The organism is Chryseobacterium sp. HNCC26DJ240, assembly GCF_057180485.1.
In genome coordinates this window covers 499,088-513,747 of sequence record NZ_JBXUGK010000002.1, presented here as the reverse complement: position 1 = coordinate 513,747, position 14,660 = coordinate 499,088, and the positions used below count along the sequence as shown (strand labels likewise).

At 36.6% G+C, this 14,660-nt stretch carries 16 protein-coding genes; 13 read left to right on the top strand and 3 right to left on the bottom strand.

Features of this window, described 5'->3' with window-relative positions; translation table 11 throughout:
* Positions 1–16: 16 nt before the first annotated feature.
* The 4 genes from AC2A1G_RS05555 to AC2A1G_RS05540 all read left to right on the top strand — a co-directional run bounded on the left by AC2A1G_RS05555 (position 17) and on the right by AC2A1G_RS05540 (position 3,727).
* Positions 17–832, top strand: a complete 816-nt coding sequence (locus AC2A1G_RS05555; RefSeq protein WP_484045939.1) for a hypothetical protein — start codon at positions 17–19, stop codon at positions 830–832.
* Positions 833–919: 87 nt separating this feature from the next.
* Complete coding sequence (locus tag AC2A1G_RS05550) at positions 920–2,323, top strand: MFS transporter (RefSeq protein ID WP_484045938.1); 1,404 nt, start codon at positions 920–922, stop codon at positions 2,321–2,323.
* An 86-nt stretch (positions 2,324–2,409) separates the two neighbouring features.
* Positions 2,410–2,727, top strand: coding sequence for a GNAT family N-acetyltransferase (locus tag AC2A1G_RS05545; RefSeq protein WP_484045937.1), 318 nt, complete (start codon positions 2,410–2,412; stop codon positions 2,725–2,727).
* Positions 2,728–2,827: 100 nt separating this feature from the next.
* Positions 2,828–3,727 carry a pirin family protein gene (locus AC2A1G_RS05540; RefSeq protein ID WP_262152559.1) on the top strand — a complete coding sequence of 300 codons (900 nt, stop codon included), beginning with the start codon at positions 2,828–2,830 and terminating at the stop codon, positions 3,725–3,727.
* A gap of 57 nt (positions 3,728–3,784) precedes the next feature.
* On the opposite strand, the gene AC2A1G_RS05535 is transcribed toward AC2A1G_RS05540, so the two are convergent.
* Positions 3,785–4,198: a hypothetical protein gene (locus AC2A1G_RS05535; protein WP_484045936.1), complete on the bottom strand. Its 414-nt coding sequence runs from the start codon at positions 4,196–4,198 to the stop codon at positions 3,785–3,787.
* Positions 4,199–4,503: 305 nt separating this feature from the next.
* Here AC2A1G_RS05535 and AC2A1G_RS05530 point away from each other — a divergent pair, with 305 nt between their 5' ends.
* From AC2A1G_RS05530 to AC2A1G_RS05500, 7 genes are all read left to right on the top strand, one after another.
* A complete protein-coding gene (locus AC2A1G_RS05530; protein WP_484045935.1) occupies positions 4,504–5,034 on the top strand; it encodes an NADPH-dependent FMN reductase in 531 nt (176 codons plus the stop codon).
* A gap of 208 nt (positions 5,035–5,242) precedes the next feature.
* On the top strand, positions 5,243–5,641 hold the full coding sequence (locus tag AC2A1G_RS05525; RefSeq protein WP_484045934.1) for an OsmC family protein: 399 nt from the start codon (positions 5,243–5,245) through the stop codon (positions 5,639–5,641).
* A 1-nt stretch (position 5,642) separates the two neighbouring features.
* The gene (locus tag AC2A1G_RS05520; protein WP_484045933.1) at positions 5,643–5,924 is read left to right on the top strand and encodes a GNAT family N-acetyltransferase; all 282 of its coding nucleotides are present in this window, start codon (positions 5,643–5,645) and stop codon (positions 5,922–5,924) included.
* Between the two features lie 78 nt (positions 5,925–6,002).
* Complete coding sequence (locus AC2A1G_RS05515) at positions 6,003–6,353, top strand: four helix bundle protein (protein ID WP_484045932.1); 351 nt, start codon at positions 6,003–6,005, stop codon at positions 6,351–6,353.
* A gap of 144 nt (positions 6,354–6,497) precedes the next feature.
* Positions 6,498–8,072 (top strand): sodium:solute symporter, encoded by a 1,575-nt coding sequence (locus AC2A1G_RS05510; protein WP_484045931.1) that lies wholly within the window; start codon positions 6,498–6,500, stop codon positions 8,070–8,072.
* A gap of 289 nt (positions 8,073–8,361) precedes the next feature.
* Positions 8,362–9,213, top strand: coding sequence for a transketolase (locus AC2A1G_RS05505; RefSeq protein WP_484045930.1), 852 nt, complete (start codon positions 8,362–8,364; stop codon positions 9,211–9,213).
* An 87-nt stretch (positions 9,214–9,300) separates the two neighbouring features.
* The gene (locus AC2A1G_RS05500) at positions 9,301–10,245 is read left to right on the top strand and encodes a transketolase family protein (protein ID WP_262148897.1); all 945 of its coding nucleotides are present in this window, start codon (positions 9,301–9,303) and stop codon (positions 10,243–10,245) included.
* A 66-nt stretch (positions 10,246–10,311) separates the two neighbouring features.
* Here AC2A1G_RS05500 and AC2A1G_RS05495 read toward each other — a convergent pair whose 3' ends face one another.
* Both AC2A1G_RS05495 and AC2A1G_RS05490 read right to left on the bottom strand, forming a co-directional pair.
* Complete coding sequence (locus AC2A1G_RS05495; RefSeq protein ID WP_262148899.1) at positions 10,312–10,728, bottom strand: DUF2147 domain-containing protein; 417 nt, start codon at positions 10,726–10,728, stop codon at positions 10,312–10,314.
* A gap of 149 nt (positions 10,729–10,877) precedes the next feature.
* The gene (locus tag AC2A1G_RS05490; protein WP_484045929.1) at positions 10,878–12,806 is read right to left on the bottom strand and encodes an LTA synthase family protein; all 1,929 of its coding nucleotides are present in this window, start codon (positions 12,804–12,806) and stop codon (positions 10,878–10,880) included.
* Positions 12,807–12,934: 128 nt separating this feature from the next.
* Here AC2A1G_RS05490 and AC2A1G_RS05485 point away from each other — a divergent pair, with 128 nt between their 5' ends.
* A complete protein-coding gene (locus AC2A1G_RS05485; protein WP_484045928.1) occupies positions 12,935–13,654 on the top strand; it encodes a CDP-alcohol phosphatidyltransferase family protein in 720 nt (239 codons plus the stop codon).
* Positions 13,655–13,705: 51 nt separating this feature from the next.
* On the top strand, positions 13,706–14,470 hold the full coding sequence (locus AC2A1G_RS05480; protein ID WP_484045927.1) for an exonuclease domain-containing protein: 765 nt from the start codon (positions 13,706–13,708) through the stop codon (positions 14,468–14,470).
* Positions 14,471–14,660: the final 190 nt, after the last annotated feature.

The following is a 14,660-nucleotide window of genomic DNA, read 5'->3' as shown; positions in this document are numbered from 1 at the left end:
ATAATCTGTGTTTGTAATGAAAAGAAAAGTAAGTGTTTTGTTTGCTTTGTTGGCTGTGGGTATGGCTTTCGGACAGGGTAAATTTGGAAAATTCCTGAATTCAAAGAAACTCGCTCTCCAGTATAAAACTGTAAAAGATAAGGAAAAAGAAGACTATTATCAGCAGTATTACTGGCTGGTAAAGGCAGAGCAGCTTAAAACTTATCCTCACCTTAAAGATGTAAAACCTGTGGTTTTATATGAATTCGTAAAAAAGGTAAACCCTCAGAATCCTACAAAGAAAATTGACGATCAGGGGAAAGAAATCAGAGACAAAGCAGAACTTTCTTTAGATCAATACTTTAAAAACAAGAACTTCACAAATAATCAGGTTTTACTTCTAAACCTTGAAACGTATGTAGATCCTTCGAAAGGTGCATACTGGACAAAAGTTGATCCTGAAAAAATCAAGGAACTGGTTCCTAAAGAATTCTTCGGATTTACATCTCGAAACAGAATGACGGGAGAAGAAAAAAACTACTACTTGTGGATCAACAAGAAAAAAGACGATTTCAAAATTGTAGACATCATCCCGAACGAAAAGGGGAACAAATCTTTCTACGCTTCAGTAAAACAGTATCTTCCCAAGTATAAATTTGAGACCAAATATATGCCGACGATGAAAAAAGGTAGCAAGGCAGATAAAACAGATAAAGATTTCTACTATATCATGCCGTTTGAGCAAAACAAAGATAATATCGAGTACAAAACCGACGACTTCGAAAACTACACCCTAAGTCAGGTGAAAAGAGAAGGCGAAGACTGGATCGGCGTTGAAAAAGTTAGAAAATAAAATTTAAAAGTCCTGTGAGAAATCACAGGACTTTTTGCATCTAAAAGTGGATGGTTTTAAAATTGCATCTACAATTACTTTTAAAATATGCCGACAACCACCTCTCCCCGACAAACCGTAAAAAAAGTTCTTCCTTTAATTTTAGCAACTGCCATCTTCATGCAGATGCTGGATTCTACCATTCTTAATACTTCCCTGCCATCCATTGCCAGAGATTTAAACGAATCTCCGTTGAATATGCAGAATGCAATTATCAGTTACGTCCTGACGCTGGCAGTTTTCATGCCTGCAAGCGGATTTTTGGCAGACCGTTTTGGAACGAGAAGGGTTTTTATTTTTGCTTTGGTACTTTTTAGTTTGGGGTCTGTATTTTGTGCACTTTCGCAGAACCTTACGCATTTAGTGATTTCGAGAGTGATTCAGGGAGTTGGCGGAAGCCTGATGACACCAGTTGGAAAGTTAGCTTTAATTAAAACTTTCAACCGGAATGAACTGCTCAAAGCCATGAATTTTGCAATTGTTCCCGCATTGATTGGACCGGTTTTAGGCCCATTGGTCGGAGGTTATATGGTCGATTACCTTTCGTGGCACTGGATTTTTCTCATCAACATTCCGATTGGGGCTTTAGGAATTGTTTTAGGTTTAAAATATATGCCGAATTACAATTCAAGGGAAACCGATTTCGATTTAAAAGGCTTTATGATTTTTGCGGCAGCCTCTCTCCTGCTCTCAGTTTCACTGGAATTGTTTGGTGATATACAGAACATCACGCCTGTTCTTCTGGTTTTCATTTTAGGATTTTTATTCCTCTACTATTATTACCGCCACGCCAAAAGAGGGAACAATCCTATTTTCCCTCTGAGTTTATTTCAGGTTCGGACATTTCGTGTTGGAATTATAGGAAATCTTGCCACAAGACTGGGAATCAGCTCGGTTCCTTTGTTACTTCCTTTGATGATTCAGATTGCGTACGGTCAGTCCGCCGTTATTTCCGGCTGGATTATCGCTCCGATGGCACTCACAGCTATGTTTGGTAAATCTTCTGTCATTAAAATTTTAAACAAATTCGGCTACAAGCGAACTTTAATGGTCAATACTTTCATCATCGGAATGCTGATCTGTTTTCTTGCCATTCCGGATATTCATACTTCGATTTACTGGTTTGTTCCGGTGATAGCGATTTTAGGATTTTTCAATTCGATACAGTTTACATCGATGAATACAATTTCCATCGCCGATTTACGGAATTTCCAGACCAGCAGCGGGAATTCTTTAATTTCGGTAAATCAGCAGCTGGCCATCGGATTTGGGATTGCATTTGGACTCATTGTTTTAAAGATTTTTGAAAACAGCCCCGAACTTATTCGCCACGAAACCCACAACGCTTTCCGCTACACTTTCCTTACAGTGGGAGCTTTAACAATTCTCTCAAGTTTGGTTTTCAGAAGACTTCACGTTTCCGATGGCAGAAATATGAATTCAAAAGAGTAAAATTTTATTTAAATTTAAAACTTATCACACATCAACGTCAGATTTCTAATCAATGCATAGCTTTGTTTTAATGAAAAAATAAAATTATGAAAGCAGAATTTGACAACATTGACTTAGTAAAAAATGAAGAGAAAAAAAGATTCGAAATCGAATTTAACGGTCACTTCGCATTTATCGATTACAAAGAAACAAGTCAGCAAATCGCCTTGATTCACACAGAAGCCGAACCCGAACTGGCCGGAACCGGAGCCGCCGCCGCAGTTGTTGAAAAAACTTTGATCTATATTGAAGAAAGCGGTAAAAAACTACTTCCTTTCTGTCCGTACGTTTTTGCGTTTATTAAAAAAAATAACGGTTGGAAACGCATTGTTGATGAGAGATTTGAAAGCTACAACAAGCTTTAATTCTTTGTTGCTACGCAAAATCTTTTGTGATGTAAGTTGAAAAACAACTATATTTATTTCTAAAACTTCAATTAAATTTAAACTAAACTCAAATAGTATGATGTCAAATATAGGCCTGATTGTAGAAGAAAGAGCTGCAGACATAGGCAATTTTTTAGTGGGCAGACTTTTGCCTTTTCGTGAAAAAAGAGCCGTTGGACCTTTTGTTTTTATTGATCACATGGGACCGGCAGAACTCAAAGATTACCAAAATCTTGACGTTCCTCCACACCCTCACATCGGACTATCCACATTGACTTATCTTTTCGAAGGTTCGATTTTTCACCGCGACAGCCTTGGTTCTGCTACTGAAATAAAGCCCGGAGCCGTCAACTGGATGACTTCAGGAAAAGGCGTTGTTCATTCGGAAAGAACTCCTGAATATCTGAGAAATTCACCGCAGTTTCTACACGGTTTCCAGATCTGGATTGGATTACCTAAAGAAATGGAAGACACCGAACCCTCATTTTTCCACATCGAAGCAGATGAAATACCATCATGGACGGAAGGAGACACAGATTACAAACTGATTGCCGGCGAGGCTTTCGGAAAAAAATCTGCAGTTCCAGTTCACAGTCCATTATATTTTGTTGAAATAAAAAGTAAAACCAAACAGAAACTCAATATCGGACAACATCTTTTCGGCGAAGTGGGAATGTATGTTTTGGAAGGCACAGTGAATATCGAAGGACAGGAATATGGAACGAAACAGTTGTTAATCGCCAAAAATGCTTCGCTCTGTGAATTTGAAATCAACGAAAATACCACGATTTATCTTTTTGGAGGAGAACCATTTCCTGAAGAAAGACATATTTTCTGGAACTTTGTGCATTCAGACAGGGAAAAAATTGAAGAGGCAAAAGTGAACTGGCAAGATCAGAATTACGATGCATTTCCTTTGGTTCCGGGAGACGACAAGGAATTTGTGCCGCTGCCTAAGGCTATTTTGAACAGAAAATAAAGTTGAAAAAGCCACTTTTCTGCAAAGTGGCTCAGGATTTTGTTTTGAAATCAAAAGTTATTTTGGCATTTGAGCCTGAGATAGTTTCATTGCGAAATCAGACCACAATTTTGCATCTTCAGGAGTCATTTTTGACGCCATTTCCGCCTGCTTTGTAGCCCACTCCTGAGTTTTTTTACTGAATTCCTGCATTTTTGCAGCATCTCCGGATTTAGAAACTTCAGTTGCTTCAGCCATAAACGTAGCATATTCGTCCGCAAATTTTTGTGCCTCAGGATTGCTGAATTTTGGAACCTCAACTCCCATCACAGTTTTTGGAGCATCTGTTGATGCAGTGTTGTTAGTCGCCGTGTCGTTCGTAGAAGCTGTATTTTCTGTCGGTGTAGTGTCCGTTTTTGTAGCTTCTTTCTTTTCACATGATGTCATGCTGATTAGTGCAACAGCACCTAATGATAAAATAATTTTTTTCATAAAATATAATATTTAAAATCGACACAAATATAGAATTAATTATGAATAATTTAATAAAAATAAACAAAAACTATTATAATAAGCAATATTTGTATTTATTTTAAATAAAATTGATAATTTAAAAACTTTACATATTTATATATTGTTTCCGAAATTTCAATGATTAATATTTATCATTAATCAGAATTTAAAAATAATGAATTATAGAAATATTTCTTAAAAGCGTAATATTCGTTTGCAGACAACTTTAAATCAATTTTTCTATATTTACGTAATTCAAACAAAAGAATCAAATAAAATAACTGATGAAAATATTAGCATTTGCCGGAAGCAATTCTTCCACATCGATCAACAGGGAGCTTGTGAAGTTTGTTCTGAAAAGTTTTCCTGAGGATGAAATCAATCTAATAGATCTTAATGACTTCGACATGCCCGTTTTTTCGGTAGACCGTGAGAAAAATGGTTTTCCTGAAGAAGCACACAATTTTTTAAAGCAAATTGAAGATTGCGATATAATAATCTGCTCGCTTGCAGAGCACAACCGTTCGTATTCAGCGGCGTTTAAAAATATTTTTGACTGGTCTTCAAGAATTAATGTAAAAGTTTTTCAGAATAAACCGATGTTTTTGATGTCAACATCTCCCGGTGGTTATGGCGGCGGAAATGTGATGAACACTGCAAAAACGTTCTTTCCAAACTTTGGAGCAGAAATCAAAGAAACGTTTTCACTTTCAAAATTTTACGAAAACTTTGATTTGGAAAGCGGTGTCATCAATCCTGAAATGCTCAAAGATTTGAATGAAAAAATTGAAAGTTTTAAAACGCAGATTGGATAATTTTTAACCACAAAAGCTTTGACACATAAGTCACAAAGTTTTTTATTAAAATTATTGCGCATATTTCAGAACACATAAGATTGAAAATCAAAGATTTTCTTAATCAGAGAAATTTGTGAAATCTGCGGAAGACTTTCATCAAACATCAATTATAAATCATCAATCATAATTATAATTACTCATTACCCATAACTCATTACTTATAAACATGTCTGTAACCGTAAAAGCAAGCTTAGGCAAAACAAAGTATTACACACAAGTAATCGCTGGTGAAAATACCCTTATCACCGACGAACCCATCGACAAGGGCGGACAAAACAAAGGTTTTAATCCTTTTGAAATTCTCGCAACCTCTTTGGCGAGCTGTACCGCAGCGACTTTGAGAATGTATATCGACCGAAAAGAATGGGACATCGAAAACATAGACGTAGAAGTAGAACTGGAAAATTTTCCCCTTACAAAATTGGCCGTTTTTAAAAGAAATATTAGTTTTGAAGGTGGCAATGTAAACGAAGATCAACTGAAAAGACTTCATGCCATCGCAGATGCCTGTCCGGTACACAAAATATTACTCAACGAAATAGATATTCAAACCAAATTTTCATAATATGATAGAAGTAAAACAAAACGACGACAAAAAACACGGAAGCTTCGAAGCTTCAATAGACGGAAAAAAAGCCGGATTAATGACCTATACATGGGCCGGTGAAGACCGCTTCATCATCGATCACACCGAGGTGGAAGAAGCCTACAACGGAAAAGGCGTTGGAAAGGAAATGCTCATCAAAGCAGTTGAATTCGCAAGAGAAAACAGCAAAAAAATCATTCCTCTCTGCCCGTTTGCAAAAGCAACGTTTCAAAAGAATGAGGATTTGCAGGATGTACTTTAGGAGAGGGAAGATGGAAGTTGGGAGATGGGAGATGGAAGTCTATGAATTTATACAAGTTTTACAATAAATAAAATTAAAATGAGTTTCAAATTTGAAAAGCTGATTATTTGGCAAAAATCAATGGAATTGGGAGAAACTATCTTTCAAACTACAATTCACTTTCCATCAGACGAAAAATTTAATCTCACAAGTCAGATAAGGAGAGCAGTTGATTCAATTGCTCTCAATATCTCTGAAGGATCGATACTTCAATCAAAACCAGAATTTAAAAAATTTATTGGTTATTCCATCCGCTCTTGCGCCGAAGTCGTCACCTGTCTGTACAAAGCAAAAAACCGAAATTACATCTCTGAAGAAAATTTTCAGAAATTGTATTCTGACAGCTATAACTTAACCAATATGATGATTGGCTTCCGAAATCAACTTTAGAAATCTTCCACCTTCCTTCATCCCTCTTCCCTCTTCCATCTCCCATCTCCCATCTCCCATCTCCCATCTTCCATCTTCCATCTTCCATCTTCCATCTTCCCGCTTCTTAAAAAAAACTATATTTGCTGAAATTTAATTTAAAGCATGAATCCGGGAACTGTACTTTTACTGTTTGTATTTGTCTATTTTGTAGGGCTTTTGGTGATTTCCTACTTCACCAGCCGTAACTCTGATAACCAGTCTTTTTTCATTGGTAACAAAAAAAGCAAATGGTGGCTCGTTGCCTTCGGAATGATTGGAACCAGCTTAAGCGGAGTAACATTCATTTCTGTGCCGGGTACGGTCGGAAAAATGACCGGAAGCGAATATATTTTCGGCGGGTTTGAATATTACATGATGGTGATTGGCTTTTTCATCGGGTATTTCATTGTGGCGGCGATACTTCTCCCACTCTATTACAAGATGAATCTGACATCGATCTACACTTATTTAGGAAGAAGATTCAATGTGGAAGCACATAAAATCGGTTCAGTATTCTTCATTGTTTCAAGAGCGATTGGGGCGACTGCAAGATTGTATTTAGTGGTAAATGTTTTACAGATATTTTTGCTTGAAGGCCTTGGCGTCCCGTTTTGGGTCACGGCTTTGGTGCTTTTATTAATGGTGCTTTTATATACTTTTGAAGGAGGCGTAAAAACCATTGTGATTACAGACACGCTGCAGACTTCATTTATGATCATCAGTCTGATTGCGTGCATCGTTTATATTTTATCCAATTTAAACCTTTCATTTGGGGAAGCTTACACCATTTTAGAGCAGAAAAATTACACCCATTTCATCAATTTTGATCCCAATTCCAAAACATTCTTCCTGAAAACCATTCTCGGCGGAATCTTCATTACGATCGCTATGACAGGTTTGGATCAGGAAATGATGCAGAAAAACATCTCCGTAGACAACCTGAAAAATTCCAAAAAAAACATGCTGACTTTCGCAGGAACATTACTTTTTGTGAATTTGGCGTTCTTATTTTTGGGTGGTTTACTCTATCTTTTTGCTTTACAAAACGGCGCTGGATATTCTGAAGTTACAAACATTGTTGACGGAAAAGAAGTTGTTTCCAATATATTCGGATTTAAAGATGCCGCAGGAAACGTTAAAAATATTATGGGTGACGACCTGTTTCCCGCTCTGTCACTCAACGGATATTTCCCAATGACAATCTCTGTAATATTCATCATCGGTTTGATTTCAGCTTTATTTCCTTCTGCGGATGGTGCATTGACGGCAGTTACCAGTTCATACTGTGTAGATTTGCTGAATCTAAATGAAGACAAAACCAGAACCGAAAAGCAGAAAAAACACCTCCGCATGAAGATCCATTTGACATTTACGGTGGTTTTCTTTATTCTGATCATGGTTTTCAAGGCTATGAATGACAAGTCAATTGTTTATCTTATCATGGAAATCGCTGGCTACACGTACGGACCACTTTTAGGACTTTTTGCCTTTGGAATTTTCACTAAATTTAAAATTTCTAGAAAATATTCTATTCTGGCGGTTACGCTTTTAGCACCGGTAATCACCTATCTCATCAACTATTTCGTCACTGAAAATACCGATTACAGAATTGGTGTGGAATTAATTATTCTCAATGGATTACTGACGTTTATTGGGCTGTGGTTGGTGAAGAATAAGAATTATTTGAAGGTGGTTTAATTTTTTTCATTTGACTTCGTCGAACCACTTCGTTAGGTTTGGGCAGCTTAACCGCCTTCCGTTCCCGCTTTTTTGTGCCTGAGCTTTTCCCTAGCTTACAAAAGGAGCTCCACTCAAGTCGGGCTGCGGAATTAAAGCAATAATTTAAGTTTTCAAACCTTCAAGGTTTAGTATACATAAAAAATCTTTTCCAAAATCCGGAACTCAAACTCCGGATTTTTCAATTTCCGTAAGCCGGCAAAAAATTGTAAATTCGCATACAATCAATTCTAATAATAAATCCTAATATATGAGTAAAAGTATTGAAGAGCTGAAATCTCTTACAACACAAATCAGAAGAGACATTTTGAGAATGGTTCACGCTGTAAATTCAGGACATCCCGGCGGAAGTTTAGGCTGTACAGAGTATTTTACGGCACTTTACGGTAAGGTTTTGAACTACAAATTACCATTCACCATGGAAGGGAAAAATGAAGATCACTTCTACCTTTCAAACGGACATATTTCGCCGGTTTTCTATTCTACTTTGGCAAGATTTGGCTTCTTTCCGGTTGCAGAGCTGAAGACTTTCAGAAAATTAGATTCGAGATTACAGGGTCACCCAACTACTCATGAAGGTCTGGAAGGAATTAGAATTGCTTCAGGATCTTTGGGACAGGGACTCTCTGTAGCTTTAGGTGTTGCTCAGGGTAAAAAATTAGACGGTGGTTCTTCTTTGGTTTACACCCTTCACGGTGACGGTGAATTGCAGGAAGGTCAGGTTTGGGAAGCTCTTATGTATGCTGCTGCCAAAAAAGTAGACAATATCATCTCAACCATCGATTATAACGGACAACAGATTGACGGAAGCACAGACAATGTACTTTCTTTAGGAAATCTTCACGCAAAATTAGAAGCTTTTGGATGGACCGTTCTGGAAGAGAAAAACGGTAACGATTTAGAAACAGTGATCGCAATTCTTGAAAGAGCAAAAACCGAAACAGGAAAAGGAAAACCAGTGGCAATCATCCTTCACACTCAGATGGGTAACGGAGTTGATTACATGATGGGAACTCACGCATGGCACGGTAAAGCTCCGAACGATGAGCAGTTGGATACAGCATTCAAACAATTATATTTAGAAGCTCCGGCGGATTACTAACATGAATGATCAGTGATAATTGATAAATGATTTTTCACTTGTATCAATTATCAGACATCATTTATCAATCATAAATTTAAACTTCACATGAAATATACATATACAGAAAAAAAAGATACACGTTCAGGATTCGGAGCAGGATTGGCTGAATTGGCTGATAAAAACCCGAATGTTGTTGCCCTTTGCGCAGACCTTATCGGTTCGTTGAAAATGGAAAAATTCATCGAAAAAGCACCGGAAAGATTTTATCAGGTGGGTATCGCTGAAGCAAACATGATGGGCCTTGCTGCCGGTTTGAGCATCACCGGAAAAATTCCTTTTACCGGAACTTTTGCCAACTTTTCTACTTCAAGAGTGTACGACCAGATTCGTCAGTCGATCGCTTATTCAAATAAAAACGTTAAAATCTGTGCTTCTCACGCAGGTCTTACTTTAGGGGAAGACGGAGCAACGCACCAGGTTTTGGAAGACATCGGAATGATGAAAATGCTTCCTGGAATGACCGTAATCAACACTTGTGACTACAACCAAACGAAAGCGGCAACTTTAGCAATTGCTGATTTTGAAGGTCCGGTTTATTTAAGATTCGGAAGACCGGTAGTTCCTGTTTTTATTCCTGAAGATATGCCTTTTGAAATCGGAAAAGGAATTCTTCTGCAGGAAGGAACTGATGTAACGATTGTTGCAACAGGTCACTTGGTTTGGGAATCTCTACTTGCCGCTGAAGAGCTGGAAAAAGAGGGAATTTCTTGCGAGGTAATCAACATCCACACAATCAAACCATTGGACGAAGAAATTATCTTAAAATCTGTTGAGAAAACAGGTAAGATTGTAACTGCCGAAGAGCATAATTACCTTGGTGGTTTAGGTGAATCTGTAGCCGGAATGTTGGCTAGAAAAAGACCTACAAGACAGGAATTCGTTGCGGTAAACGATACTTTCGGAGAATCTGCTACACCAGCTGAATTGATGAAAAAATATAAAATCGATTCTGCTGCTGTGATTGAAGCAGTGAAAAGAATTTTAGCTTAATCACTATTTTTGAGCATAATAAAAGGAGGTCATTTTTTGACCTCCTTTTTGTTTTATTGAAACTGATTAGTTTACTTTATGCCAAGTCTGCGTTTTCACAGCAATACCCATAATTAAAGCTTTTACTTTCAAAGTATTACCATCTTTTTCGATTTCGGTTTTGTAGCTTTTACCATCTTTTGGATTGGTGATCGTTCCGCCTACAAATTCATCATCGTCTTTTGACAGTCCTCTGATGATTTCTAAGCCTAACAATGGCTTATTCTTACGGTCGTCTTTACATTTTACGCAGTTGTTATTTTCAGGTTTAATGAGAAGCTGAACAATTTTCCCGTAATATTTACCGTCATTTTTCTTGAAAATTTCTACGATAGATTTTGGCTTTCCGGTTTCGTCATCAATGGTTTTCCACTTTCCTTCGATCTGTGCAAAAGACATTACTCCGATAAGAGAAAACGCCAGTGTTAAAAATAATTTTTTCATATTATAAAGTTTAATTCTAATTGATAAGATTTCAAAATTCTTAATTAGTTAAAAGTATAAATTAATTTTAAACACACCAACTTTTTTGCTATCCAAAGCATAAATAGTAATACTTTACAGAATTTTCATTTTTAAACACCCCTTAGAAATCAATTGAGTTTACGGTGAATTACCCTATCCATATAATCCTGATACCAGGCTTTTGCGATGAGTTTTCCTTTTTCAACCTCGGGAGTTTTCAGTTTATCAATTTGATTGTTATCGAAACCCAGATCATCTTTAAAATAAACACCCGTAATATTTTTGCCATCAAATCTGTACATAAAGTTTCCGTAAATAAACTGCTCCGAACTTCCGTCTGAATTCACAATCAAAGGTTGATATTGCTTTTCGCTCAACAGACTTCTTCCCCAGCTTCTGATTTTCTTATTATAACCAATTAAATCTGCTAAAGTTGGATAAATATCAATCTGTTGAGCCAGTTCGTTATTCACACCTTTCAGCTGATAAGCCGGATTTGGAGAATAAAACAGCAACGGAACAGCAAAACGATTCATCGCTTTTTCATATTCAGGATAAGCAATCTGATTGGTGTGATCGCCCGTAAACACGAAGATTGTATTGTTAAACCAAGGTTGTTTTCTGGCAGTTTCAAAATACTTTTTAATGGCATAATCGGTGTACTGCATTGGCTCATGCATTTCAATTTTCCCTTTTTTAAATTTTCCCTGATACTTTTCCGGAATTTTAAAAGGATGGTGTGAAGAAGCTGTAAAAACTGTTGACATAAAAGGTTGTTTTTTACCTACATTTCTAGCAAAATACTGTAAAAACGGTTCATCCCAGATCGCCCACATTCCGTCGAAATCCTGCTGGTTATTGTATTCGTTCAGTCCGTAATAATTTTTAAATCCTAAAATATTTCCAAATCCTAAAAATCCCATCGAACCATTCGGAGCACCGTGATAAAAGGAAGTTTCGTAACCCAAATCATTGCAGACCGAAACAATGGACTGTATTTTTTGATTTGAATACGGCGAACTCGTAAAAGCATCCGTCAGACTCGGAATTCCTGCCAGAATACTGCTCATCCCGTGAATAGACTGCCGTCCGTTGGCAAAAGTATTCGGAAAAATCAGGCTTTCATTTGCCAGACTGTCGATAAACGGCGTGTACGAAACGAAATCTTTAATATTTTTATCTTTATTAAAAGCTCCGGAATATTCCCTTCCGAAAGATTCTACAATAAAAATAACGATATTAGGTTTATTCTGAACCTGTCTTTCATAAGTCTTGTATGGAAAAATATTTTCGTTAATAAATTTCTCATCCACGAAATGAACTTCTTTAAAATTATTGCTTCCCAGAGTTCTGAAAAATGAAAAAGTAGAATTCAAGACCAAATTTCCCTGAATCGGAGTTTTGACAAATTTGTTGGCATCAACGAGATTGATCGGTCGTGTACTGTGTTTAAAATCGCCTCTGATTCCGCCAATAATTAGCACTGTAGAGAAACATAAAATCAAAACTGACCATAAAAAATAAGGAACAAGTTTGACAGGTTTTCTGTAATTAACTTTAAATCTTTTGTAGAGAAAAACCCACAGAATCATTAAAATCACAAACCAAATAATCACAAAAGGATGTTCTTTGCTGGAAGTGGTAAAAACTTTGAGAATATTGGTTTCATGCTGAGCCACCTGGAAAGCAGCAACCGTCAACCTTGTCTGCGAAAATTTATAGTAAATAAAATCACCGAAATTCATCACATAAGCAATGCCGTTGGTGATAAAATACAACCAGAAGAGAAATTTCTGATAACCGCTTTTCGTATTGACAACAATTGGAATCAAACTTAAAAAAATAAAAAGCATATTCACATACAGAATCGCTGTGAGGTCAAATGCAATCCCATGGAAAGCAAGACTCAGGTAGTCTGAAACGCTGTCTACTTTGATTAAATCTTTATTGAAAAACCAAAACAGAAGCCTTGCGATCTGATAAAAAACAAAGGCCAAAAAAATTCTGTAGCAGAGCACAAGAACCTCATCCCTTCTGAATTCTTTGAAAAATTTCATCTTTAAATAAAACTGTTTTTAAGAGTCAAATATTTTACGGGCGTAAATTTACATTAAATTCACACTATTGTCATTTTTAGTTTACATTAATGAAGTCTGAAATCGTTAAAAAATGTAATTTTGCTGACATGAATTTCATTAAAAACAATCTGGCCAACGCCATCACGCTGGGAAACCTTTTTTCGGGCTGTGTGGGTGCTGTGCATTTGATTTTGGGCGATTACCAGACAACCGCAATCTGCATTATTTTATCCCTCGTTTTAGACTTTTTCGATGGTTTTGTGGCAAGAGCTTTGAAAGCAAATTCCAATCTCGGAACGCAGCTCGATTCTTTGGCGGATATGGTAAGCTTCGGTTTAATTCCAGGACTGGCGATGTATAAAATACTGGAGCCTTTCGGCAATGAAGCTTTTGGAATGCAATTGCCTTTTGCCATTAAATATTTTGGATTTCTGATTACGCTTTTTTCGTGTTTAAGACTGGCAATTTTCAATCTGGATGAAGACCAGAAATATTATTTTAAAGGTTTGAATACGCCGAGCAATACGATTTTGATTTTTGGAATTTATTACGTTTTAAAAGAACATGCATCACCAAGAGTTTTCGATTCTGCACTTTTTGAAACAGCATTTATTTTAATTACAGTTTTATCTTCCTGGCTATTAATTTCTCCAATAAAAATGATTGCTATGAAATTCAAATCGATGAAACTAAAGGATAATTATCCAAAACTCGCATTATTAATCGGTGCAATTTTAATTTTAGTTATCTTTCAATTTGTCGGAATTCCATTGGTAATTCTTTATTATATTTTTATTTCTTTAGTATTTCAAAAGCAATTAAAATAGCATCAAATCCATTTTCAAATTAACCCATTCTCAAATTTTCAAATTAACATAATGAACCTAAAATTAGATAAACCACTCTGCGTTTTCGACCTTGAAACTACCGGAACCAATGTTGGAAAAGACCGCATTGTTGAAATCTGCATCCTGAAAGTAAATCCTGATTCTTCAAGAGAGAGCAAAACATGGAAAGTCAATCCTGAAATGCCGATCCCTGCAGAATCGAGTGCTGTACACGGAATTTATGATGAAGACATCAAAGACGCTCCGACTTTCAGAGAAATTGCCTCAAAAGTGGTTGAAATGATTACCGGTGCTGATTTGGGCGGATTTAATTCCAACCGTTTCGATGTTCCTTTATTGGCTGAAGAACTACTTCGTGCAGATTATGATTTTGATTTAAGCAAATTCAAATTGGTGGATGCACAAACCATTTACCACAAAAAAGAGCCCCGAAATCTAGGTGCAGCCTATCAGTTTTACTGTGGGAAAGTTCTGGAAAATGCCCATTCAGCTGAAGCGGATGTGATGGCAACATTTGAAGTTCTGGATGCTCAGGTTGGAAAATACGAAGATATACCAAACGAAATCAATGCTTTAAGCGAGTTTACTTTTCACAATAAAAATGCTGACCTCGCCGGTTTTATCGGAATCAATGATAAAGATATTCCTGTTTTCAATTTTGGAAAATACAAAGGTCAGGCGGTGAAAGATGTATTTAATAAAGATCTGGGATATTACGGATGGCTGCAGAATGCCGATTTCCCTTTGTATACGAAGAAGATTTTTACTAAAATTCAGTTGACAGGGAAGGTTTGATTTAACCACAAAAGTCACAAAAGTTTTAAAGTTTTTATTTTCCTGCTTTAAAATTCAAATGAGGTTTGAAAACATTTTGACACATCAGTCACATTAGTTTTAGATTAAAATCTTTGTGAAGAATTAGAGCACATAAGATTGAAAATCAGAGATTTTCTTTTGACGATCTCGAAAACTTTGGACACCTGCT

Bases quoted from the DNA above. Each gene is read 5' to 3' on its own strand.
- AC2A1G_RS05555 (WP_484045939.1), top strand. From the start codon at position 17: ATGAAAAGAAAAGTAAGTGTTTTGTTTGCTTTGTTGGCTGTGGGTATG.
- AC2A1G_RS05550 (WP_484045938.1), top strand. From the start codon at position 920: ATGCCGACAACCACCTCTCCCCGACAAACCGTAAAAAAAGTTCTTCCT.
- AC2A1G_RS05545 (WP_484045937.1), top strand. From the start codon at position 2,410: ATGAAAGCAGAATTTGACAACATTGACTTAGTAAAAAATGAAGAGAAA.
- AC2A1G_RS05540 (WP_262152559.1), top strand. From the start codon at position 2,828: ATGTCAAATATAGGCCTGATTGTAGAAGAAAGAGCTGCAGACATAGGC.
- AC2A1G_RS05535 (WP_484045936.1), bottom strand. From the start codon at position 4,198: ATGAAAAAAATTATTTTATCATTAGGTGCTGTTGCACTAATCAGCATG.
- AC2A1G_RS05530 (WP_484045935.1), top strand. From the start codon at position 4,504: ATGAAAATATTAGCATTTGCCGGAAGCAATTCTTCCACATCGATCAAC.
- AC2A1G_RS05525 (WP_484045934.1), top strand. From the start codon at position 5,243: ATGTCTGTAACCGTAAAAGCAAGCTTAGGCAAAACAAAGTATTACACA.
- AC2A1G_RS05520 (WP_484045933.1), top strand. From the start codon at position 5,643: ATGATAGAAGTAAAACAAAACGACGACAAAAAACACGGAAGCTTCGAA.
- AC2A1G_RS05515 (WP_484045932.1), top strand. From the start codon at position 6,003: ATGAGTTTCAAATTTGAAAAGCTGATTATTTGGCAAAAATCAATGGAA.
- AC2A1G_RS05510 (WP_484045931.1), top strand. From the start codon at position 6,498: ATGAATCCGGGAACTGTACTTTTACTGTTTGTATTTGTCTATTTTGTA.
- AC2A1G_RS05505 (WP_484045930.1), top strand. From the start codon at position 8,362: ATGAGTAAAAGTATTGAAGAGCTGAAATCTCTTACAACACAAATCAGA.
- AC2A1G_RS05500 (WP_262148897.1), top strand. From the start codon at position 9,301: ATGAAATATACATATACAGAAAAAAAAGATACACGTTCAGGATTCGGA.
- AC2A1G_RS05495 (WP_262148899.1), bottom strand. From the start codon at position 10,728: ATGAAAAAATTATTTTTAACACTGGCGTTTTCTCTTATCGGAGTAATG.
- AC2A1G_RS05490 (WP_484045929.1), bottom strand. From the start codon at position 12,806: ATGAAATTTTTCAAAGAATTCAGAAGGGATGAGGTTCTTGTGCTCTGC.
- AC2A1G_RS05485 (WP_484045928.1), top strand. From the start codon at position 12,935: ATGAATTTCATTAAAAACAATCTGGCCAACGCCATCACGCTGGGAAAC.
- AC2A1G_RS05480 (WP_484045927.1), top strand. From the start codon at position 13,706: ATGAACCTAAAATTAGATAAACCACTCTGCGTTTTCGACCTTGAAACT.